We start from the raw sequence: 22,843 nt of genomic DNA on the forward strand, positions 1-22,843 counted from the left end.
ATGGTCGGAAGCGTCCAAACCAGTCTCTTTGTTGCCGGGTGTCGTCGATGAAAAGCGTTATTCTGTCCAGCGGGCTGCCCGTGGCGCTCGCGCTTGTCTCAACCGTCGGCATTGCCGGAAAGACCTCGGCGGCGGAACCGGACAAGCAGTTCTTTCGATCGGTCGAAGGCAAATGGGTCGGCCCCGGGGAAATCGTTGCCGGCAAATACAAGGGCACGAAATTCACCTGCAGCTTCATCGGCTCGACGCCTGACGGCAAGGTCGGCATGTCGCTCGACGGCGGCTGCCGGGTAGGCATGTTCACCCAGCAGATGTCGGCAACGATCGAACACAAGGGCCGGCAGGGCTACAAGGGCAGCTTTATGGGCGGGGCCGCCGGCTCCGGCCTCGACATTATCGGCGGCAATGTCGTCGATGTGCACAAGGTGGTTTTCACCATCAATCGCAATCAGTTGCGCGGCGTGATGCAGGCGCTTGTCCCCGACGACAATTCGATGACGGTGACCGTTGCCGTGCGCGTCGACCAGCAGCTGGTCCCGGTCATCGGCATGAAGTTGAAGCGGGTCGATACGGTAGAAGTTGGCTCCATCTCTCCGAACTGAGCCCCGGCATGAAAAAAGGCGGCAGACAAACGGCGCCGCCCTCTTTGACATGCAAATGGGCGCTCAGTCCTTGATCGCGGCAATCACTTCGTCATAGGCCTTGCAGGCCTCAGCCGCTGTCGTGCCGCTCTGATATTTGGTTGTGACCGCCTGGACCTTGGCCCCGAGGTCGGCTGCCTTGGCCGGATTTTTGGTAATCGCAGCCTGAAGTGCCGCAGTCATGTCCTGGGCCTTCTTGGTCAGCATCTCGGTCGTGCACTCCGGCGCCTTCGAACAGGCAGAACCGGCAAGTGCCGCGATGCCAACGGCAAGCAGCAAAAACGTCTTCATGTCAGTCATCTCCTCAAAAAAGGGCCGCGACTTGATCGTCGCTCGCCCTTCACTGGCCGAAGCCGGGCGTCCTTAGCGCCGGATTGCTGGAACAAGCAACGCGCGGGAGCCCATTATCCTGTTCGGTGCGCCTGCAATATCGCCTTCACAACGCGCCGGATTCGCACTGTTCGATCCGCCCCGAAGCCCCTATCTTGGCCGCTTGTTGCAAGAGAGCGGAACGGCAGGCATGGCGGCAGAGGCATCGAACGGCGATCTGATCCAGGTGGTGGCGCTGCTCGCCGCCGGCGTCGTTGCGGTGCCGATCTTCAGGCGCATCGGACTTGGCTCCATCCTCGGCTATTTGACGGCCGGCGTCGTGATCGGTCCGTTCGGGCTGCGCATCTTTTCCGAATCGGAAGCCATTCTTCATGTCGCCGAACTCGGCGTCGTCATGTTTCTGTTCATCATCGGGCTGGAGATGCAGCCGTCACGGCTATGGGGCCTGCGCCGCGAGATTTTCGGGCTTGGCGCGCTGCAGGTCGGCGTCTGCGCGGTCCTGCTGACCGGCGTCGGCCTTGCGGGAGGTTTCCCGATCGCGCAATCCTTCGTCGCCGGCGCCGGTTTCGTACTCACCTCGACGGCAATCGTCATGCAATTGCTGGAAGAACGCGGCGAACTGGCCACGCCCAAGGGCCAGCGCATCGTCTCGGTCCTGCTTTTGGAAGACCTGGCCATCGTGCCATTGCTGGCGCTGATCGCCTTCCTCGCGCCGGGCGGCGCCGATATGAGCCTGTCGGATCGGTTGACGGAGGTCGGCATCGGCCTTGCCGCGATCGTCGGGCTGGTGCTTGCAGGACGCTATCTGCTCAATCCGTTCTTCCGTATCCTGGCGGATGCGCGCGCCCGTGAGGTGATGACCGCAGCCGCCCTTCTGGTCGTGCTCGGGTCGGCGCTCGCCATGCAGCTTTCCGGCCTGTCGATGGCCATGGGCGCCTTCCTGGCCGGCGTGCTTTTGTCGGAATCGACCTTCCGCCATCAGCTGGAGGCCGACATCGAACCGTTCCGCGGCATTCTGCTCGGGCTGTTCTTCCTCGCCGTCGGCATGTCGCTCGACCTGCATGTGGTCGTCGTCAACTGGCAGCTCATTGCCATCTATGTCGTCGCCTACATGATGATGAAGGCGATCGGCATCTATATCGTCGCCCGCATTCTCAAAACCGGCCACCGGGAAGCGCTCGAGCGCGCGGTCTTCATGGCGCAAGGCGGCGAATTCGCCTTCGTCCTCTATTCCGCAGCGGCGGCTGTCGGTATCATCGATAGCCAGGCCAATGCGATGCTGACCGCCATCGTCATCATTTCCATGGTGCTGACGCCCTTAGCGATCATAGCATTGCGGTATCTGACGCCACGCGACGAGCAGTCGCTTGAAGGCGTCGATGTCGCCGACGGCCTGACCGGCAGCGTGCTGATCATCGGCTTTGGCCGGTTCGGCCAGATCGCCAGCCAGCCGCTTTTGTTGCGCGGCATCGACGTCTCGATCATCGACAATGAGGTCGAGATGATCCAGGCAGCGGCCGATTTCGGCTTCAAGGTCTATTACGGCGACGGCACGCGGCTGGACATCCTGCGTGCCGCGGGAGCCGGGCGCGCACGCGCCGTGCTGATCTGCGTTGACAAGCCCGATGCCGCCGTGCGCATCGCCGAGCTCATCAAGGCGGAGTTTCCGTTGCTGACGGTGCTGGCGCGGGCTTTCGACCGCGGCACGGCGTTGCAGCTCATTCGTGCCGGCGTCGACTATCAGCTCCGCGAGACGTTCGAATCGGCGCTTGTCTTCGGCGGCTCGACACTGGAAGCTCTCGGCGTCGATCCGGAAGAGGTCGCCGAGGTAGTCGAGGACGTCCGCCGCCGCGATGCTGCCCGTTTCGAACTTCAACAGGCAGAAGGCATCCGCGCCGGGCGGCGCTTCCTCAAAGGCAATATCGGCACCCCCATCCCGACGCCGCTCAGCACGCCACGGCGCGTGGGCCAGGCGCTCAACGAGGAGACCGCCGGCGTGCTGCAGAAATCCGAACCGGCCGATTAAACGTTGGAAAGACGCGAATGATGAACGAACTGGACGAGCGCGCTGTCTCCATCACCAGATTCTGGCGCGACGCCGGGGAGGACGCGTGGTTCGAGAAGAACGACGCCTTTGATGCCGACTTCCGCACCCGGTTTCTCGATCTGCACTTTGCCGCCGCCCGCCGCGAATGCGACGGCTGGTCCGAACACGCCGAAGGGTCGCTGGCACTGATGATCCTGCTCGACCAGTTTCCGCGAAACTGCTTTCGCGCCACCGGCCACATGTACGCCACGGACCCGCTGGCGCGGCATTTCGCCGGGAAAGCGATCGCTGCCGGCCATGACCTGGCACTCGACGAAGAGCTCCGCGTTTTTCTCTATCTGCCCTATGAGCATTCGGAGGACCTCGCCGATCAGCTCAAATCGGCAGAGCTTACCGCCGCCAAAGCCCCGATCTATCTGAAATATGCGATCGAGCATCGCGACATCATCCAGCGCTTCGGCCGCTTTCCGCATCGAAACAGGATGCTTGGCCGCGAGACGACACCGGACGAACAAATGTTCCTCGACGGAGGTGGGTTCTCCGGCTGATTTCAGGCACCGATGGCGGCAGCATCAGGTTTTCCACCAATCCCGGCCTGACGGCAGCCGTTCAATGCCCGATGTGTCGACGGCGGCCAGCCGCTCCGATACGCTCTTGCCGTCGACCACAAGCTCCGGCGCAATTTCTGCCAGCGGCGCCAGCACGAAGGCGCGCTCCAGCATGCGCGGATGCGGCACCTCCAGTCCGGTCTCGTGGATGATGCGGTCGCCGAACACCAGAATGTCGATATCGATCAGGCGTGGACCCCAGCGCTCCTCGCGCACCCGCTTCAGTTTTCGCTCGGCGTCGAGGCAAAGGTCGAGCAAAGCCCGTGGCGCGAGCGCGGTCGAGATTTCGGCCGTCGCGTTGAGGAAATCCGGCTGATCGAGCTTGCCCCAGGGGGGCGTGCGGTAGAGCGACGAAACGGCAACGACGCGCGTTCTCTCGTTGGCATCCAGAATGCCCAGTGCCGCAGCCATCGACTTCGCCGGATCGCCGAGATTGCCGCCAAGGCTGAGATAGACGGTGTTGTTGTTGTTACTATTCTGGCCAGACAACGGTCACCTCGACATGATCGAGCACACCCGGCACCGGGGCGTTCGGCTTGCGCACGGTGATTTCGGCCTTTTTGATCTGCGGAAACCGCGCCGTCAGCGCCCTCGCCACTTCGAGCGCCAGCGCTTCGATCAGAAAGCGCCGTTCGCCGGTAATGATCTTCTCGATGACCGCAAAGGCGATGCCGTAATTGACGGTGTCCTCGATGGAATCCTCGACCAGCGCCTGCCCGGGATCCACCGTGAGTGCCGCATCGACATAAAAGCGCTGGCCGAGCGTCTCTTCTTCGTCCAGCACACCGTGCCGGGCAAAGAAGGCGCAGTTCTTCATGCGGATGACATACATGGCTCAGCTTTCCCCGATCTCACGTGCCAGCATAGCATCGGCGATGGCCAGCGCATCCACGTTGATTGCGACATCGTGGACGCGAAAGAGATGCGCGCCTTTGAGCCTCAGGATAACGCTGGTGGCCGCGGTCCCGGCGCCTCTTGCGGCTGCGTCGCGGCCGGTGACGGTGCCGATAAAGCGCTTTCGCGATGTGCCGGCCATCAGTGGAAAACCCAGCGCATGAAGCTCGGAAAACCGTGCCATCAGGTCAAGATTTTCCGCTGCCGTCTCCTTGGCAAAGCCGAAGCCCGGATCGAGCACGATATGGTCGTCGGCAACACCGCTCCGCCGCGCGATTTCCAGCGACTTCCTGAGGAAGAAGAGCTGATCGGCAATCACGTCGGGCAGTTTCTGCCGGTCCCGTCCAGTGTGCATGACGACAAGGCCAGCGCCGGTTTCGGCCGCGACCCGGGCAATGCCCGGTTCGCGCTGCAGGCCCCAGACGTCATTGACGATATGCGCGCCGGCTTGGACGGCAAGCCGGGCCGTATCCTCGCGATAGGTATCGACCGAGATCAGCGTTCCGCCAGACGTCGCGAGCGCCTCGATGACCGGCAATATGCGAGCCTGCTCTTCCTTTGCGGAGACCGCAGACGCCCCGGGACGTGTCGATTCTCCGCCGATGTCGATGACGGAGGCCCCCTCCTCGACCATGCGGCGCGCCTGAGCCACTGCTTTTTCCGGCGCATCGAACAGGCCGCCGTCGGAAAAACTGTCCGGCGTGATGTTGAGGATGCCGACGACCACGGCCTTGCCGCCAAGGTCGAGATGGCGTCCGTGCGCCAATTGCCATCGCCCTGTCATCATTGCCCATCAACCATGTTCGATCTCGCGGCGTGGCGGGGGATCAATTCCGTTGCGCCGAGGACGGCGGTAAAGCAAGGTGGGGAAAGAGGCAACACGATGAAACGATCCCTCCTCTGCGCCCTGATGCTCGCTCTGACCGCATTCCCGGCCGGCGCTGCAACTCTCGTCAAGACATATAGTTATTTCCCGATCGGCGGCAGGACGCTCGACGACATCGAGACCCAGCTGTCGAAACTCGGGCCTCAGGTGAAAAGCACCGGGTCGCGGCATCCGGGAGCTACCCAGATGGCGTTCACCACCCGCGTCAGCTATGCGCAAAAGCCGGGCTCGTGCTGGATTGCCGACGCTGTCGTCACCGTCAAGGTCAAGGTCATCCTTCCTGAGTGGCGCCGCCCGCGCAAAGCCGATGCCGGCGTCAGGCTGTTCTGGGATACGTTGTCCGCCGACATCAAGCGCCATGAGGAACGCCACGTCGAGATTGCCAAGAACCACGGCCGCGAACTAGAAGACGCCTTGAAGGCGAGCTACCCGGAAAAGACCTGCGAACTGGCAAAGGCCAAGGCCGCAAAAATCACTGCGGCCATGCTTGCCAAACACGACCAGGACCAGATGCGCTTCGATCGCGTCGAAAGCGCCAATTTCCAAAGCCGCATCCTGCGGCTCTTGCACTATCGCATCGAGCGCATTGAGAACGGCCGGCTCGCTCCCGGCTGACTCCGCGTCGTCGGACAAAGCCAATTTTGCCGAAACATAGTGCCAGCTTCGGAAAACTTTCGAGCCGCTGTCGAAATCGGCCTATAGCGAACGACATATGCCAGGTTCGCAGGGATCAGCCTCCGGCAAACGCCAATCGGCGTACCTAGATGCTTCCCAGCCCGTCGCGGACGTGCACGCAGGCATAATGGATGAACGGATATGGACCAGGCTGTCGACAAGCAAACGATGGTGGAAACCAGCGCGCCGCTGACCGAAACCGAGAAAAACGCCATCATCGGCGGCGTGCTTTTGTCGATGCTGCTGGCGGCGCTCGACCAGACCATCGTCGCGCCGGCGATGCCGACGATGGCCCGTCTGCTCGGGCATGCCGAATATCTGCCATGGATCGTGACCGGCTATCTTCTGACCGCGACCGCCGTGGCGCCGCTCTACGGCAAGATCTCCGATATTTATGGTCGCCGGCCGACCGTCTATGCTGCAATCCTGATCTTTCTCGCCGGCTCGCTGGTCAGCGCCACGGCCCCTAACATGCTGGTCCTGGTTGTCGGCCGGGCGATCCAGGGCGCCGGTGGCGGCGGCCTGTTCGCCCTGACGCAGACCGTGATCGGCGACCTCGTGCCGCCGCGCGAGCGGGCCCGATACGCCGCCTGGATCTCGGGCACATGGGCCGTCGCCAGCATCGCCGGGCCGCTCCTCGGCGGCACCTTCGCCGAACATCTGCATTGGTCGCTGATCTTCTGGATCAACATTCCGCTCGGCCTGCTGGCCATGGCGATCATCAACAACCCGCTCAAGAAGCTGCCGATCGCCGCAAAACATCACCGCATCGACGGCCTCGGCGCGCTGCTTCTGGTCGCGGCCACCTCGCTGCTGCTGCTTGCCTTGAACTGGGGCGGCAGCGAGTATCCGTGGCTGTCGCCTGAAATCCTTGGACTGCTCGCCTGCTCGGCGGTGTTCTGGAGCGCGTTCGCGCTGCGGCTCATGCGCGCGGCCGAACCGCTGATCTCGCTCGAAGTGCTCGGCAATCCGATCGTTCTCGCCGGCACATTGTCGATGTTCCTGCTGCAGGCCGCCAATGTCGGCTTGTCAGTCTATCTGCCGGTCTACCTGCAATCGGTCGTCGGCCTGTCGGTCAGTCAATCGGGCACCGCGTTGCTTGGGCTGATGCTCGGCACGGTGGCCGGTGCGACATTCAGCGCGCGAATGATCCCGCGCTTTTTCCACTATAAGCGCATTGCCATGATCGGAACTGTTTTCTCGATCCTGTGCCTCGGCGTGCTCAGCCTGGTCGCCGGGCATGCCTCACTTTTGCTCGTCGAGGTGTTGACGACCTGCGTAGGCCTGGGTACAGGCACGACCTTTCCGGTTGCCACCGTCTCGGTCCAGAACGCCGTCGATCGCATGCACCTTGGCGTAGCGACCGGCGTTCTCACCTTCCTGCGCTCGCTGGGCAGCGCGCTTGGCGTCGCTATGCTGGGTGCCGTCGCCCTTGGTTACGGGCTGCCGCTGGCCAGCGAAGGCACGCAGCCGGCCGGCCATATCGCTTCGGCCATGCCGTTCGTGATGATCTTTCTTGCCGCGGCCGCGATCTTGCTGTTGTCGCTCATCACGCTCTGGCTGATGCCGGAGAAAACGCTTCGCGGCCATGCCGAGGCTGTGGCTCCAGCCCTGGCGGAGTAGACCGGCCCGACGAAAATATGGCGAGGTTCAGTCGACCACGCCGAGCTTCTTCTGCAGACTGGTTGACGAGGTCGTATACTGAAAAACGATGCGCTCGCCGGGGCTGACGATGCGCTTGGCCGCTTGCGCCATCAAGGCGACCTCGTGGAAGCCCGACAGGATCAGCTTCAGCTTGCCGGGGTACCAGTTGATGTCGCCGACGGCGAAGATGCCGGGCACCGACGTCTGGAATTTTTCGGTGTCGACCGGGATCAGGTTCTCGTGGAGGTTGAGGCCCCATTCGGCGATTGGGCCGAGCTTCATCGTCAGGCCGAAGAACGGCAGCATCCGCGTACACGGCACTTCGATATCGCCCTCCGGCCCCTTGATGGTGGCGGAGGCGAGCTGGCCGTCGGCGCCGGTCAGGCCAGTCACCTGTCCGACCTGGAATTCCAGCTGCTTCATCTCCTGCATGGCATACATCTTGTTGACGCTGTCGGGCGCTGCACGGAATTCGGGCCGCCGGTGCACCAGCGTCACGCTCTTGGCAACCGGCTGCAGGTTCAGCGTCCAGTCGAGCGCCGAATCGCCGCCGCCGACGATGACGAGGTCGTGGCCGCGAAAGTCCTCCATCCGGCGCACCGAGTAGAACACGCTCTTGCCTTCATAGGGTTCGATGCCTGGAATCGGCGGGCGCTTCGGCTGGAACGAACCGCCGCCGGCGGCAATCACCACAATTTTGGCTTCGAACACCTCGTTTTCGTCGGTAATGACGCGGAAGCTGCCGTCCTCCAATCTTTCCAGGCTCGAAACCATGCGGCTATAGGTGAATTCGGGCTTGAACGGCGCGATCTGCTCAAGCAGCTTGTCGACCAGGCCTTGCGCCGAGATCGAGGGCCAAGCCGGAATGTCGTAGATCGGCTTTTCCGGGTAGAGTTCGGCGCATTGCCCGCCGGGCCGGTCGAGTATGTCGATCAGATGGCACTTCATGTCGAAGAGGCCGAGCTCGAATACGGCAAACAGGCCGACAGGCCCTGCCCCGACAATGAGTACGTCCGTCTTGGTGATAGCGGTCATGAAGCATGCGCCTCTATGGGAAAACGGCGCGACACTGCATGACCATTGGTCCGCTGCCAAGCGGCAGCCGCAAAAATCGGCTTCAGCCCTGGCGGGCCGGCACGCGCACGACCAGCCCGTCGAGGGCGTCGCGCACCTTGATCTGGCATGACAGCCGCGAGTTCGGCTGGACCTCGTAGGCGAAATCCAGCATGTCCTCTTCCATGGCTTCCGGCTCGCCGACCTCCGCCGTCCAGGCTTCGTCGACATAAACATGGCAGGTCGCGCAGGCGCAGGCGCCGCCGCATTCCGCTTCTATTCCCGGCACCGCATTGCGGATCGCATTTTCCATGACGGTCGAGCCGTTTTCGGCATCCACGTCAAAATGCGTGCCGTCATGGGCGATGAAGGTCAGCTTGGTCATTTGTCACCTGAAGGGAGTCTGAGCCGACATAATCACTCTGCCGGACAAGTCAACTGCGGCGCGAAAGCGCCCGTGCGTGGCGTCTTTGGGATAAGTCCTATCGGCTGATGGCGGCGACGAAGTCGCGCACTTCTTCGATCAGCGAGCCAAGCCGCTTCAGCGTGCTGGCGTCTTCGGGCCGGCATTCGATCGCGCTGGCGCAATCGGCAATGGCGAAGGCGCCGACCCCGCGCGCCGAGCCTTTGAGCCCGTGTGCCAATAGCAGCCGCTGCCTGACATCCGCATCGACGATCTTGTCGCGCACCGACAGCGCCTGCTGCACGAACAGAGCCAGCACCTCCTGCTCGAGGCTCCGATCGCCCATCGTCTGGCGCGCAAGATGCGCCAGGTCGATCGGCCGCGCCCCGGCTGTCCCCGACACGTCGCCGCCGGGCATCGAGAAGGCAATGCCGTTTTCGCCACGTATCACTTTGAGACTCCGTTCTTCGACCGCCGCAAAAACTAGGCGTATCCGGTGGACAACGGGTTAATGATTGGCCCGGAAAAATGTCGCGATAACGGCGCCGGAATCACGGCTGTGTTAACCTTATATTTAAAGTTTTACGTATCGGGCGGAATGCATGTTTTCTTTACCCGGCTGTGTCATTACGATACGACAGGTCCATTTTCAGCCTCCTGCGCGGGACACGCTAGGCAGAATCAATAAGCAGAACCATAAGTCCCGCGGCAGCTTGTACAGGGTAGCGAAGGCATGGCGAAGAAACCGACGACGACAAGAACGCTCGACAGCGACGTAGCCAGGGAACTTGAAAAGGCACTTGATATCGATCTGAGCGGCGATGCCGGCGGCGACTTCGACATGGCTGCATCCATGGAAGATCTCGAAGCGCAAATATCGCAAGCCGCCGACGAGCTGGCGCGCGAAGGTCGCAGCCAGAACCAAGCGCCTGCCCCGGACCAGACCCAGAACGCGGCACCTGCCGCCAATCAAAGCCAGATCGCAAATCCCACGCCAAAGGCCAAGCCGGCTGAGTTGCGTCCTGTCGCAACGCGCAATGGCTCGCAGCCGGCAGCTTTCTCGCCGGCCAACGACGATCGTCAAAAAGACTATAAGACGCTCCTGCACACCCTCAATCGGCGCGCCTCGAACACGATCTACTGGGTCGTGGCTTTCGTTTCGCTGGCCTGGATCGCCGGCGCTGGCGGCCTTGCGAACCTGTTGTTCGGACCTGGCATCTGGAACATCCGCACCTTCGATCAGTTTTTCGCCCGTCCGGAGCTGATCGGCCTGGCGGTCGCGGCAATCGTGCCCGTCATCCTGTTCTGGGCATTCGCAGTGATGATTCGCCGCGCTCAGGAGATGCGCCTTGCCGCGCAGTCGATGACCGAGGTGGCCTTCCGTCTGGCCGAGCCGGAAAATCTTGCCCAGGATCGCGTCATGATGATCGGCCAAGCGGTTCGCCGCGAGGTGGCAGCCATGGGCGAAGGCATCGAACGCACGCTTGCGCGTGCCGTCGAGCTCGAAACGCTGGTCCACAGCGAGGTGAACCAGATCGAGCGCTCCTATTCAGAGAACGAGTCCCGCATCCGCTCGCTGGTCGACGGGCTGGGCAGCGAGCGCGAAGCGGTCGTCACCCATGCCGAGCGCGTGCGCGCCTCGATCACCGGCGCCCACGAGACACTGAAAGACGAGATCAACGCCGCCAGCGATATCATTCGCGACAGCATTCTCAACGCCTCGACCAAGCTGTCGATGACGATCAACGAATCCGGCGATACGCTGATCGACAGGATCAACGGAAGCTCGTTGTCGATCTTCGATTCGGTGGAAGGCCGGCTCGAGTCGATCACCGATCGGCTGTCGACGTCGGGCGAGGCCTTCGCCAGCCTGCTCGACACCCGGATCGCCAAGCTGACGGACACCACCGATGGCCTGACGCGGTCACTGACCGACCTGCTCGACGACCGCACGAGCGGCATGGTGTCGCTGCTCGGCGGTGCCGCCCGCACACTCAATTCGGAATTCGAAGCCAGCCTCAACGGCATCGAGCGGACGCTTGCTGAACGTGGCCAGGCGCTGATCAGCGAGTTCCAGACCCGCGCCGAGGCGCTCGACACCGGCACGCAGAAGCTCAACGCCGCGCTGGAGGCTCGCGCACGCCAGATCAACGAGACGCTGGTCGAGCGCGCGCGCGAAATCGCCCACACCTTCCAGGATAGCAAGGAGACGCTGTCGGCGATGATCGATCAGGGCAAGACCCAGATCGGCGCCGACATGGCCGACATCATTTCATCGACCTCGACCATGCTTGAAGCCCGCGCCGGCGATTTCGCCGGGCGCATGGAAGCGGCGCGCCATGTCGTATCGCGTTCGTTCGATACGGACATCCAGCGGCTTGCCGATGCTCGCGCCGGCATCGAGGAAGCCGTCGAGAACCACAGCCGCAAGCTTTCCGAAAGCCGCGACCGGATGGCGGCGGCAATGCAGGCCGATCTGGCGAAGTTCGCCGAAGGTCGCGCCGAAGTCGACGCAGCGGTGGCTAACCAGGTGCAGAAGCTAGCCGAAGGCCGCGGCCTGATCTCGCGCGCCCTTGAAGAGGATCTGCGCAAGGTCAACGAATCGCGCGCAGCGATCGACGCTTCGCTGGGCAGCCATCTCGAAAGCCTTGAAGAGGGTCGCAACAGGCTTGCCCAGGCCTTGAACGAAGACTCCGGAAAACTCGTGCAAGCTCGTACGATAATTGATGAAATGGTTGCCGGGCACGTCGGCAAGCTCGCCGAAGGCCGCAGCATCCTTTCGCGCGCGCTCGAGGCCGACCTCGGCAAGCTGGCAGAGAGTCGCGCCAGCATCGACGGCCTCGTCGCCGGTCAGGTCGAAAAGATCGCCGAGGGTCGCGCCATACTCGCCAGTGCGCTGGAAGCCGACATCGCCGGCATCAATGGCCTCATCGAGGCGCATTCGGCGAAATTGGCGCAAGACCGCAGCGGCCTTTCCCAGTCACTCGATAACGACCTGTCCGACATCAGGAGCCTGATCGCCGATCATTCTGGCAGGCTCGCCGATGACCGCAGCCTGCTTTCGAAGACGCTTGAAGACGATCTTGCCAAGCTGGCCGAAAGCCGGTCGAGCATCGATGGGCTGGTTGCCGGCCAGGTCGAGAAGCTGGCCGAAGGCCGCGACATCCTCAAGCGCGCGCTGGAATCGGACCTGAACGCGATCAAGGGCGTCATCGCCGGCCAGTCCGAAAAGCTGGCGGAAGACCGTGGCCAGCTGTCGCGGGCACTGGAGAGCGACCTGCAGGCCGTGCGGGGCGTTGTCTCCGATCACATGAACAAGCTCGCCGAAGACCGCTCGACCCTGTCGAAGGCGCTCGAAGACGATCTCGGCAAGTTGGCCGAAAGCCGCTCGAGCATCGATGTGATGGTTGCCGGCCAGGTCGAAAAGCTGGCAGAGGGCCGCGACATCCTCAAGCGTGCGCTCGAAGCCGATCTGAGCACTGTCAAGGATGTCATCGCCGGCCAATCCGAGAAGCTGGCGGAGGATCGCGGTCAGCTGTCGCGGGCACTGGAGACCGATCTCGAGACCGTGCGGGGCGTCGTCTCCGAACATATGAACAAGCTCGCCGAGGACCGTTCGGCCCTCTCGAAGGCGCTCGAGGACGATCTTGCCAGGCTGGCAGAGAGCCGGTCGAGCATCGACGGGCTGGTCGCCGGCCAGGTCGAGAAGCTGGCCGAGGGTCGCGACATCCTCAAGCGCGCCTTGGAAGACGATCTTGCCAAGCTGGCCGAAAGCCGCTCGAGCATCGACGGACTGGTTTCCGGCCAGGTCGAGAAGCTGGCCGAAGGCCGCGACATCCTCAAGCGCGCCTTGGAGGCCGATCTCAGCACGATCAGGGGCGCCATCGCCGATCAGTCGCAGCTATTGACCGATAATCGCGCGCAGTTTTCGCGTGCGCTGGAAGCCGATCTCGGCAACGTCAACAGCCTTGTCGCAACCCACGCAGAGAAGCTCGTCCAGGACCGCTCGACCCTGTCGAAGGCGCTCGAGGACGATCTCGCCAAGCTGGCCGAAAGCCGCTCGAGCATCGATGGGCTGGTTGCCGGCCAGGTTGAGAAACTGGCGGAAGGCCGCGACATACTCAGGCGCGCGTTGGAAGCCGATCTGGAGAGGCTTGCAATGAGCCGCAGCGAAGTCGACGAGATCGTCGCCGGTCATGTCGGCAAGCTGAGCGAGGGCCGCGACATGCTGACCCGCGCATTGCAGGACGATCTCTCCAGGCTCGCCGAAACGCGTAAGGATGTCGACCGTTCGCTGTCCGGCCATATCGACCAGATCGCCGCCAGGAGCACCGACATCTCCGATGCGATCGCTGCGGACGTAGAAAAGATCGAGCAGGCGTTCAGCCGGCAGACAGGCATCATTGAAGAGCGCGCCAGCACAATGGAGCGGGCGCTGTCGACGGGTGTCGACAACGTGCGCAGTGTGCTCGAAAGAAGCGCGGTCTTCGTCGCCGGCGCGCTGCGCGAGAAGGTCATGGAAGTTACGAGCGCGCTGCATGAGCAGGCGGGCGCGGCATTCAGCGATGCCGACCGCAAGATCGCCGAGCGCGCCGAGCAGACCTCGGCCGCCCTGCTCGCCAGGGCGGAGGACATCGCCCGCACCTTCGAGGAGGCGGATCGTCGCCTCGCCGCCCGCGCCGAGGACACGTCGAGCGCACTGATTGCCCGCGTCGACGACACGTCGAACAGCTTGCTCGCGCGTGCCCAGGAAACGGCCGATCAGCTGGCAGCCAGAGCAAGTGAGATTGCCGGTACCTTCGACGCGGCGGACCACCGGCTGGTCTCTCGCGCCATCGAAACGGCCCAGTCGCTGGCGGCACGTGCCGGCGACATCCTGCGCAATTTCGAAACAGCCGACGAGCGGCTGGGCGTGCGCATCGGCGAATCCGCCGAAGCGCTCGCGGCACGTGCGTCGGATCTCGGCCGCATTTTCGATGCCGCCGACCAGCAACTTATTTCGCGCATTGCCGAAGGCTCCGAAGCACTTTCGGCCCGTGCGTCCGAGATCGGCCGCATCTTCGAGGAGGCGGATCATCGCCTGGTGTCCCGTATCGCTGACAGCAGCACCGCAATCGGCGAACATGCCGACACCATTGTCGGTGCCTTCACCAGCACCGAGCAGCGGGTTGCCGAACGCGCCAGGCAGACTGGCCAGGAACTCGCCGTCCATGCCCGTGAAATCGAGCAGCTGCTTGCCGGTGCCGACGAACGCCTGGCATCGAGTGCTGCCGCCACTGCGGCCCGCGTCGAGGAGCAGGTCGCCAGCGTCGAGAACCGCCTCGCCTACTCCGCCGAGACAATGGGCCAAAAGCTCAACGAACAAGTCTCGGGTGCCGAGGCGCAGTTGGTCTCGCGTGCCAACTCGATCGCCGAGACCTTTACCGCGGTCGGCCAGCATATCGGCCAGAGCACCAACGACGCTGCAAAGACCATCGGTGCCAATACTCGCGAACTCAATACGATGCTTGCGGCACGTTCGGCCGAAATATCGAAAATCCTGGACGAGACGGCACGGCCTCTGGTCGAGCGCTTCGCCCAGGGCGGCTCCGAGCTGCAAAAGAGCATGGAAGAGGTCACCGAACGTGCGACCGAGAAGCTGCGCAATCAAAACGCCGCCCTCGTCGATGCCATCGCCAGCCGCACGGCCGAAACCCTGTCGGCCGTCGAAGGCGCGCGCTCGACGCTTGCCGACAGCGTTGCCGACCTCATCGGCCGCATGACCACCTCCAGCTCGCAGCTCGGTCAATTGATCGAGCAGGCGGCGACCAATCTCGGCCAGGTCGACGAACGCCTGACCGGGAGCACGCAAAGCTTCGCGGCGACCACGGAAAAGACCGCGCAGACCTTCGCCAGTTCGGCGCGTCTGGTCGATTCGAACACGACGCGGCTCACCGAGCTGTCGTCGTCGACCTTGCGCGAGGTTGCTTCAATCGCCACCAAGTTCGACGAGCACAGCCGGTTGCTTTCCAGTGCCTCGGACCTGTTGAGCTCGGCCCAGAGCAATCTTGAGCACACGCTCGAAAGGCAATCGTCGCTGGAGGACCTTGCCGTCGGCCTTGTCAAGAAGTCGGAAGATCTCGAAAGGGTCATGCGCTCGTTCGAGAATCTGGTCGGCCAGACGCTGCAGAACGCCGAAGGCAAGACGCTGGAATCCGCCGACAAGATCCGTACCGCGATTTCCGAAGTGGTCGATTCGGCAACCAAGCGCTTTGCCGATGCGACCGAGGAGATGCGGCGTACCGCCGGCTCGATCAAGAGCGAGCTCGACCTCACCCGGGCCGAGCTTAAGAAAGGCGTCATCGAGATGCCGGAAGAGGCAAAGGAATCAACCACGGCTATCCGCCGTGCCGTTTCAGAGCAGATCAACGCGCTGAAGGAACTTTCTGAAATCGTTGCGAAATCTGGCCGCAGCGCCGACAGTTCGGAACAGCGCAACCTGCGTCCGGCGCCGCAAGCGCCTGCCGCACGCCCCGCCGAACCGCCACGTCGCCCGGCTCCGGCTCCCGAACAGCGCCGTGCACCGCAGGCGCCTTCGGGCGAGACGGCGCTGCGCGGCACGCTCGACCTCGAACGTCCCGCAGACCAAGCGCCGCGCCAGCGCGACCCCAACGGCCGCACGCCGCAGGGCGGTTGGGTGCGTGACCTCCTGACCGGTGCATCACGCGAAGACGACGCCAAGCCGGCAGCGCCTGCCGAAGCGCCGCGCCCGGCTCCCGCTGCGCGTTCGCCGCTTCATGTCGTGGAATCGCTGAACTCGCTCTCGGTCGATATCGCACGCGCCATCGATCACGATGCCTCGATCGAGCTGTGGAACCGCTACCGGCGCGGCGAGCGCGACGTCTTCACGCGCCGACTTTACACGCTGAAGGGCCAGCAGACGTTCGACGAGATCCGCCGCAAATATCAGTCAGAGGCGGAGTTCCGCGCTGCTGTCGATCGTTACTGCGACGATTTCGAAAAGCTGCTCAAGGACGTGTCGCGCAACGACCGCGACAACATCATGGCGCAGACCTACCTGACGTCGGATACCGGCAAGGTTTACACCATGCTGGCCCACGCCAGCGGCCGCCTGCACTAAGCGGGCGACAGAGAACAAACGAAAAGGCGGGATTTCCCGCCTTTTTCATGCCGTACTGAATTCCATTGGCGCTGTAGAGTGCCGTGCCGGCAGTTCCGGCTGTGTCAGATCACGGTGTCCGTCCAGCGGACGATTTGCCCCGCCGCATCGCCGAACGCGGCATCGAGCGCGCCGACATAGGCCTGGTTGCCATTGCCCGAAACGGGCGCGATTGCGCTAAACGTCTTCGAAGACCGCACTTCACCGTTGCGATCGTTCAACAGGCGCACGAACAGCTCGACCTCGGCATGTTCGCCACCGTCGACACGCACCTCGAACGAGCGGATCTCGACGATCACCTGATAGTCGATCGCCAGCCCCTCGCCTGGCTTGCCGACGCCGGTGAAGCTGCCCGAGCGCTGGAACGTCTCTGCCAGCCGCGCCTGTACGATCATCGGCAGCCGGTCGGCCCATTGCGCGCCCTTGAGATACTGGATCGATCGCGGCGATGGCTTAATGACGATGTTCTGGCTGTCCAGCGCCTTGAGCGCCGATGGCTGAGCGATGAGTATCTGGCGACGGCTGTGGGCACGCGCTTCCAGCGACGGCGCCGAAAGCTCAAACGTATCCAGCGGCGCCGGCTTGCCGCCCAGCGCCGCGCAGCCGGCGAGCGAAAGCGCCAGCAGTGCCGCTCCGGCCTTGAACCCACTCGATCTGACGCTGCCTGAACTGATCGACTTCAAACGCGATCCCCCCCGGATCGTGGAAACAACGCGCATCCGCAAGCTATGTTCTTGCGGTGGGCGCAGGCCGAAGTCAACGGCGCACCCTGCCGTCGAACTGCCGGACCTCACCCTCGCCGCCGGACAGGATCCGCTGTGGATTGCGGCTGAGGTCGGTCACCGCCTCTTCGATGCGGTTGATCGAACGACGGCTGTCCTGGACCAGCGATTCGACGTTTTGCAGCCCCTGTCCCGAGAACCGCGCCAGATTGTCGGTGATGGTGCCGAGGCGGGCGTTCAGCGTGTCGGCGACCTGCTTGAACGATTTGAGCGTCGCCCTGGCATCGGCCATGACGCCGTCGGCCTGACCGGAGCCGAGCAGTTTGTCGACCTTGGCAAGGATACCGTCGACTCGCACCGAGGCATCGTTGAGGCGTCCTGCGAGCTGGTGCGCGTCTTTGATGGTTTCGTCGATGTCGTCGGCCCGGTTGGCGAACTTGTTGGTCACCTTGGCGATGTCGGCGGCAGCTTCATTGGCGTTTTCGCTGGCCTTCTGGATATTGGCCAGCGCGGTGCGAACCTCAGCCGGATCGATGCCGTCGAGAACGCCGTCGACCTTGGCCAGCGTGCCTTGCGTCTTCTGGGCGAACTCGTTGATCGAGCCTACTGCGGTGTCCACGTTCTTGATGACCGTGTCGAACTGCTTGCTGGTTTCCTTGAGGTTGGAAGTGACCGTGTCGACATTGGCGACGATGCTCTTGATCTGGTCCTTGTCGACGGCGTTGAGTAGCCCTTCCGCCGCCTTCAGGGTGCCGTCGAGCTTGCCCGAAACACCCTTCAGTTCGTCCGCCAGCGAGCTGACGCTGGCCAGGAACTTGTCGACGCCGTCCGCATTCCTGGCCAGTGCATCGGAGAAGGTCTGGACATTGTTGACGGTCTGCGTCAGCGGCCCGCGAACATCCTTGGTGAAGCCTTCGAGCTCCGAAAGGACCTTGTCGGCGCGGGTGAAGATGTTCTGCGCTGTCTGTAGCAGATTGGTGACCGCCGACGGGTTGGCAACGATCTCGGCGACACGGCCTTCCTTTTCCGCCTCGTCGAGAAGTTTTGGCTCTTTGGGGTCGGCGCCCTTGAGCTCGATGTTGGCCTGGCCGGTGAGGCCGGCAAGCCCGATATCGGCCTGCGTCGATTTGGTGATAGGCGTATTCCGGTCTATTTCGGTGTCGGCGATAGCAGCGGTCGGATTGTCGACGTCGATATAGACACGGCGCACGTCGCCGACTTTGACGCCATTGAACAGCACGAAGCTGCCACGGCCGAGCCCCGAAGCGGAGCCTGGAATGCGCACGCGCAGCACCGTCGTCTCACCCTTTTCGCCGATTGCCGCCGTCCAATAGACGAAAGCGAAAGCCGCGAGGATCGCGGCCAGCGTGAAAATGCCGACAATGACGTAGTTGGCCCTGGTTTCCATTGCTCACTTATGGCTATGCGCGCGCCGCAAGATCAAGTTGCCGGGCGCGTTTTCCGCGGAAATAGGATTTTACCCAGGGTTCCTCGCTCCTGAGCATGTCGTCGATCGTGCCCTCGACCAGCATTTTCTTGTTGCCGAGCACCGCCACGCGGTCGCACGCCGTAAACAGCGTGTCGAGATCGTGTGTGACCATATACACGGTCAAATCCATCGTATCGCGCAGCTTGACGACCAATTCGTCGAACTCAGCCGCGCTGATCGGATCGAGCCCGGACGTCGGTTCGTCGAGGAAAACGATATCCGGGTCGAGTGCCAGGGCGCGCGCCAGCGCAGCACGCTTGATCATGCCGCCGGAGAGCTCGGAGGGGAATTTCTGCGCCGCATCCGGCGGCAATCCGACCAGCTCGACCTTGAGCATGGCAAGTTCGTCCATCAGCTTCTTCGGCAAATCGAGATATTCGCGCATCGGCACCTGGACGTTTTCGAGGACCGTCAGCGCCGAAAAAAGGGCGCCATGCTGGAACAGCACGCCAAGCCGCATGTCGATGCGAAGGCGCTCCCTTTCGGTTGCCTTCTCGACGTCAACGCCGAACAGTTTGATTGTTCCCGATTGCTTGCGCGTCAAGCCAAGGATGGTGCGCAAGAGAACAGATTTGCCGGCACCGGAGGCACCGACGAAGCCGAGAATCTCCCCGCGCCAGATATCGAGCGACAATTTGTCGAGAACGACCTGGTCGCCGAACGACACCGTGATGTCGTGCGCCGACAGCACGATCTCGTCTTCTTTGGCTTTCGCCGCCACCTTGGTCGTGTTTGTGCCCGGCAGCGCCATGTCAGAACTCGATCGCTGCATAGAACATGGCGAAAAGCCCGTCGAGGATAATGACCACGAAGATCGACTTCACCACTGAGGCGGTCACATGCTGGCCAAGCGATTCGGCGCTGCCGCCAACCTTCATGCCCTCGACCGAGGCAATTATGCCGATGATCATGGCCATGAACGGCGCCTTGATCAGGCCGGCAAAGATGGTGCTGAGGTCGATTGCGACACGCAGCCGGTCGATGAACGCTGCCGGTGCAATATCGGAGTAGAGCCATGCAGCCAAAATGCCGCCGCCCAACGCGGCAAAGTTGGCGACGATCGTCAGGCAAGGCAGCGCGATGACCAGCGCGACCAGCCGCGGAAACACCAGCACGCCGATTGGATTAAGACCGATCACCTTCAGCGCATCGACCTCCTCGCGCATCTTCATCGAGCCGATCTCGGCGGTGATCGCACTGCCGGAGCGGCCGGCGATCATGATCGCCGTCATCAGCACGCCGAGCTCGCGCAGGATCAGCACCCCGACCAGGTCGACGACGAAGATGTCGGCGCCGAAATAGCTGAGCTGATAAGCGCCTTGCTGGGCGACGATCGCACCGACGATGGCCGACATCAGCACGACTACCGGTATGGCGCCGACACCCATGCGATCGATCTGGTTGAAGATCGCCGCCATGTTGACGGCATGGCCACGGCCAAGCTTCATCTGCGAGCCGCGTATCGTGGCGCCGAGGATATTCATTGCGGCCAGGAAATCGTCGCGCATCTCATAAACGCGCCGGCCAACCGCCTCGAGCCCGCGAATGATGATGTTGGGCGGCTTTGCCGGACCTGATTCGGGCTCGCGTCGGACCGCATCACCGACGGCGCCGAGCAGGATCGAGGCAATCTCGCTTTGCCCCTGCATCGTGATCTCGACGCTCTTCTTTTCGAAGCTGCTGACCAGGCGGTCGATCAGCCACGCCCCGGCAGTGTCCATCTTCTCGATTTGTGAAAGGTCGAGCGCCAGCGTCTTGAAGCCGCCGCGCTTCTCGATCTTACGCATCTCGGCATCGACCAGGGCAACGGTACGTGTCGTCCAGGTTCCCGAGAAAGCGCAGCCGAGAACGTCGCCCTCCTCGCCGATCGCGATGCGCGGCTGGTGGTCGGGCTCCGTGGCAGGGCCGCTTGCGTCGCGTTTGCGGATGGTCAACATGGCATCCTGTTTAGCCTGACGGGGCCGACCTGTCGATTTGCCGATATCCTCCTTGTCGCACAGCTGGAGCAGAAAAATATGGCGCGTGTCATTTCGGTCGAGGCCGAGCGCTTTCCGATAGCCGGGACCTTTACCATTTCGCGCGGCTCGAAGACCGAAGCGGAGGTGATTTCCTGCGCCATCACCGAAAACGGCCGTACAGGACGCGGCGAATGCGTCCCTTACAAGCGCTATGGCGAGACCATGGAGGGTGTGCGCGACGCGATCGAGGCGATGCGCAGCGAGATCTCGCGCGGCATCAGCCGCATCGCCCTGCTCAATGCCATGCCTGCCGGCGCGGCACGCAGTGCCATCGACTGCGCGCTCTGGGACCTGGAAGCGAAGATCAGCGGAACACCGGTGGCGCATACGATACGAACCGTTCCGTTACGACCGCTTGAGACGGCGTATACATTGTCGCTCGCCGAGCCGGAGGCGATGGCGGCGCAGGCCCGCGCTAACGCCCAGCGCCCGCTACTCAAGGTCAAGATCGGCGGCGACAACGACATCGCGCGCATCCGTGCAGTGACGGCGGCAGCACCCGACAGCCGAATCATTCTCGACGCCAATGAGGGCTGGAATGACGACAATATCGTCGCAAACCTCGCCTTTGCCGCCGAGCACGGTATCGCCTTGATCGAACAGCCGCTGCCGGCGGGACATGACCGTATTCTTCGCCACATCGCGCATCCGGTACCGATCTGTGCCGACGAAAGCGTGCACGAGGCGAAGGACCTTGAAGCGCTTGTCGGCCTTTATGACGCCGTCAACATCAAGCTCGACAAATCGGGTGGCCTGACCGCTGCACTCGTGCTTCGCGACCGCGCCCGCGAACTGGGTCTTGGTGTCATGGTCGGCTGTATGGTCGGCACATCGCTTGCGATGGCGCCGGCCGTGCTGTTGGCGCAGGATGCCGATTTCGTCGATCTCGACGGTCCGCTGCTGCTGGCCCGCGACCGCGTTCCCGGTCTCGTCTACCAAGGTTCGCTGGTGTCACCACCCGAGCGGGCGCTGTGGGGCTGAACGCGCGGCAAGCCCGATCAGAGCCAGGCCCGTCAGGGCGATCGGGATCATCGCAAAGAAGCCATTCGCGCCGAAGCGGTCGTAAAGAGGACCGGAAATCAGCGTCGCCGCCGCCATGAAGAAGCCATTGGAGAAGTAGGCGATGCCTTGCGCCGCCCCGGTGCGTTCTTCCGCGACCGTCTCACCGATCATCTTTTGCAGACCGATCAGCACCAGCGCCACAGAAACCGCGTGCAGCGTCTGGATCGCGAAAAACCCGCCAACGCCAAGCCCAAGCGGCCAGATCAGCGGAAAGGCGAACCAGCGCACGATCGCGCCAATCCCGGCAATCAGCATGATCGAGACGACCGAGAAGGAGGCGAAAGCGCGGGTGAAAACGACGAACATGCATATCTCGGCGACGACGCCCCACCCCCACAGAAGCCCGACAACCGAATCGCTGATGCCGATCGACTTCCAGTAGATCGACACGAAACCGTAGAGAAATGCGTGGCTGGCGGTGATGACGCCGACGCCTGTCGAAAAATAGAGGAAGTACCGGTTGAGGAGTTTCGGTGCCGATTGCTGGATATCGGCGGCCGAAAGCGGCGAGGCGCGGCGTGGACGGCCGAGGCGCGGCGCAATCAGTCCGGCGGCTAGCGCGGCAAACAGCGCCGCGAAGATGATCACCGGGACAGCCTGGGCACCGCTCGCCGACAGGATGAAACCGCCGGCGAGATTGGCGCAGAGATAGGAGATCGAGCCCCATTTGCGCATGCTTGCGTAATTCGAGCCGAAGCGGCGAACACCTGAAAGGGCGAGCGAATCGGCAATCGGCGAATGCGGCGTCCAGACGACCGTCAGGGCCAACGACACGGCAAGTACCGTTGCGTAGGTCGGCGGCAGGAGGTAGCCGGCGGACAGGATCAGCGATGCGGCGACCAGCGCAACATAGACATTGGCGCGGTCGCTCGCTTTGTCTGCCAGCGCAGTAAGAAAAGGCGTCGTCGCCACGCGCAGGAACATCGGCGCGGCGAGGATCACGGCTATCTGTTCGGCATGGAACCCCTTCGCCTGCAGCCACAGCGGGAAATACGGCACATGCGTCCCGAGCGGAACGAAGAGCGTAAAGAAGATCAAGCTCATGCGCAGTTCGAAATGGCGTGGCTTGACGAGCTGTTCGGGCGAAAGCGGCGGCAGCGAGGACATTGACAGGCGATCCGTCGGCACGGCATTCAGCCGGGTCGGCCCGCCACACCTGCCGCTGCTTAACACGGCGAAAAAGTCGATGAAACCGCTGGACTAACCGATTGA

Annotated in this window: 19 protein-coding genes; 7 read left to right on the top strand and 12 right to left on the bottom strand. The window is 62.9% G+C overall.

The annotated features are described in order from the left end of the window. Positions 1–47 precede the first annotated feature (47 nt). Positions 48–602 carry a hypothetical protein gene (locus NKJ73_RS06515; protein WP_352568751.1) on the top strand — a complete coding sequence of 185 codons (555 nt, stop codon included), beginning with the start codon at positions 48–50 and terminating at the stop codon, positions 600–602. A gap of 63 nt (positions 603–665) precedes the next feature. Here NKJ73_RS06515 and NKJ73_RS06520 read toward each other — a convergent pair whose 3' ends face one another. Continuing rightward, positions 666–932, bottom strand: coding sequence for a hypothetical protein (locus NKJ73_RS06520; protein WP_352568752.1), 267 nt, complete (start codon positions 930–932; stop codon positions 666–668). A 229-nt stretch (positions 933–1,161) separates the two neighbouring features. On the opposite strand from NKJ73_RS06520, the gene NKJ73_RS06525 reads away from it, so the two are divergent. Both NKJ73_RS06525 and NKJ73_RS06530 read left to right on the top strand, forming a co-directional pair. Continuing rightward, positions 1,162–2,997 carry a monovalent cation:proton antiporter-2 (CPA2) family protein gene (locus tag NKJ73_RS06525; protein ID WP_352568753.1) on the top strand — a complete coding sequence of 612 codons (1,836 nt, stop codon included), beginning with the start codon at positions 1,162–1,164 and terminating at the stop codon, positions 2,995–2,997. Positions 2,998–3,014: 17 nt separating this feature from the next. Then, positions 3,015–3,566, top strand: coding sequence for a DUF924 family protein (locus tag NKJ73_RS06530; protein WP_502894566.1), 552 nt, complete (start codon positions 3,015–3,017; stop codon positions 3,564–3,566). Between the two features lie 24 nt (positions 3,567–3,590). On the opposite strand, the gene folK is transcribed toward NKJ73_RS06530, so the two are convergent. Genes folK through folP form a run of 3 tightly spaced genes read right to left on the bottom strand, consistent with a single transcriptional unit; the run spans position 3,591 to position 5,307 of the window. After that, entirely contained in the window at positions 3,591–4,115 is a 525-nt protein-coding gene (gene folK, locus NKJ73_RS06535; protein WP_352568754.1) for a 2-amino-4-hydroxy-6-hydroxymethyldihydropteridine diphosphokinase, read from the bottom strand. After that, positions 4,099–4,458: a dihydroneopterin aldolase gene (gene folB / locus NKJ73_RS06540; RefSeq protein ID WP_352568755.1), complete on the bottom strand. Its 360-nt coding sequence runs from the start codon at positions 4,456–4,458 to the stop codon at positions 4,099–4,101. The genes folK and folB overlap by 17 nt, the downstream gene beginning before the upstream one ends. Before the next feature lie 3 nt (positions 4,459–4,461). After that, positions 4,462–5,307: a dihydropteroate synthase gene (gene folP / locus NKJ73_RS06545; protein WP_352568756.1), complete on the bottom strand. Its 846-nt coding sequence runs from the start codon at positions 5,305–5,307 to the stop codon at positions 4,462–4,464. A 96-nt stretch (positions 5,308–5,403) separates the two neighbouring features. On the opposite strand from folP, the gene NKJ73_RS06550 reads away from it, so the two are divergent. Both NKJ73_RS06550 and NKJ73_RS06555 read left to right on the top strand, forming a co-directional pair. Further along, positions 5,404–6,021 carry a DUF922 domain-containing Zn-dependent protease gene (locus NKJ73_RS06550; protein WP_023674836.1) on the top strand — a complete coding sequence of 206 codons (618 nt, stop codon included), beginning with the start codon at positions 5,404–5,406 and terminating at the stop codon, positions 6,019–6,021. 201 nt (positions 6,022–6,222) lie between these two features. Further along, on the top strand, positions 6,223–7,704 hold the full coding sequence (locus tag NKJ73_RS06555) for an MDR family MFS transporter (RefSeq protein ID WP_352568757.1): 1,482 nt from the start codon (positions 6,223–6,225) through the stop codon (positions 7,702–7,704). Between the two features lie 27 nt (positions 7,705–7,731). Here the strand turns inward: NKJ73_RS06555 and NKJ73_RS06560 are convergent, their stop codons facing one another. From NKJ73_RS06560 to NKJ73_RS06570, 3 genes are all read right to left on the bottom strand, one after another. Next, positions 7,732–8,760 (bottom strand): NAD(P)/FAD-dependent oxidoreductase, encoded by a 1,029-nt coding sequence (locus tag NKJ73_RS06560; RefSeq protein WP_352568758.1) that lies wholly within the window; start codon positions 8,758–8,760, stop codon positions 7,732–7,734. 82 nt (positions 8,761–8,842) lie between these two features. Then, a complete protein-coding gene (locus NKJ73_RS06565; protein WP_023674833.1) occupies positions 8,843–9,163 on the bottom strand; it encodes a 2Fe-2S iron-sulfur cluster-binding protein in 321 nt (106 codons plus the stop codon). A 97-nt stretch (positions 9,164–9,260) separates the two neighbouring features. Then, complete coding sequence (locus NKJ73_RS06570) at positions 9,261–9,629, bottom strand: Hpt domain-containing protein (protein ID WP_292660938.1); 369 nt, start codon at positions 9,627–9,629, stop codon at positions 9,261–9,263. A gap of 285 nt (positions 9,630–9,914) precedes the next feature. Here NKJ73_RS06570 and NKJ73_RS06575 point away from each other — a divergent pair, with 285 nt between their 5' ends. Beyond that, positions 9,915–16,301, top strand: a complete 6,387-nt coding sequence (locus NKJ73_RS06575; protein WP_352568760.1) for an apolipoprotein A-IV repeat region-like domain-containing protein — start codon at positions 9,915–9,917, stop codon at positions 16,299–16,301. A 104-nt stretch (positions 16,302–16,405) separates the two neighbouring features. Here NKJ73_RS06575 and NKJ73_RS06580 read toward each other — a convergent pair whose 3' ends face one another. The 4 genes from NKJ73_RS06580 to NKJ73_RS06595 are packed head-to-tail and all read right to left on the bottom strand — an operon-like array spanning position 16,406 to position 20,488. Continuing rightward, entirely contained in the window at positions 16,406–17,059 is a 654-nt protein-coding gene (locus tag NKJ73_RS06580) for an ABC-type transport auxiliary lipoprotein family protein (RefSeq protein WP_352568761.1), read from the bottom strand. Between the two features lie 37 nt (positions 17,060–17,096). Further along, a complete protein-coding gene (locus NKJ73_RS06585) occupies positions 17,097–18,470 on the bottom strand; it encodes an MlaD family protein (protein ID WP_023679998.1) in 1,374 nt (457 codons plus the stop codon). Between the two features lie 13 nt (positions 18,471–18,483). Continuing rightward, entirely contained in the window at positions 18,484–19,302 is an 819-nt protein-coding gene (locus tag NKJ73_RS06590; RefSeq protein ID WP_352568763.1) for an ABC transporter ATP-binding protein, read from the bottom strand. Position 19,303: 1 nt separating this feature from the next. After that, on the bottom strand, positions 19,304–20,488 hold the full coding sequence (locus tag NKJ73_RS06595) for an MlaE family ABC transporter permease (RefSeq protein ID WP_352568764.1): 1,185 nt from the start codon (positions 20,486–20,488) through the stop codon (positions 19,304–19,306). Between the two features lie 78 nt (positions 20,489–20,566). Between NKJ73_RS06595 and dgcA the strand changes: the two genes are divergently transcribed. After that, positions 20,567–21,550 (top strand): N-acetyl-D-Glu racemase DgcA, encoded by a 984-nt coding sequence (dgcA, locus tag NKJ73_RS06600; protein WP_352568765.1) that lies wholly within the window; start codon positions 20,567–20,569, stop codon positions 21,548–21,550. Here dgcA and NKJ73_RS06605 read toward each other — a convergent pair. Further along, positions 21,521–22,738: an MFS transporter gene (locus tag NKJ73_RS06605; protein WP_352568767.1), complete on the bottom strand. Its 1,218-nt coding sequence runs from the start codon at positions 22,736–22,738 to the stop codon at positions 21,521–21,523. The genes dgcA and NKJ73_RS06605 overlap by 30 nt on opposite strands. Positions 22,739–22,843 lie beyond the last annotated feature (105 nt).

Source organism: Mesorhizobium sp. M0074 (assembly GCF_040322975.1).
GTDB lineage: Bacteria > Pseudomonadota > Alphaproteobacteria > Rhizobiales > Rhizobiaceae > Mesorhizobium.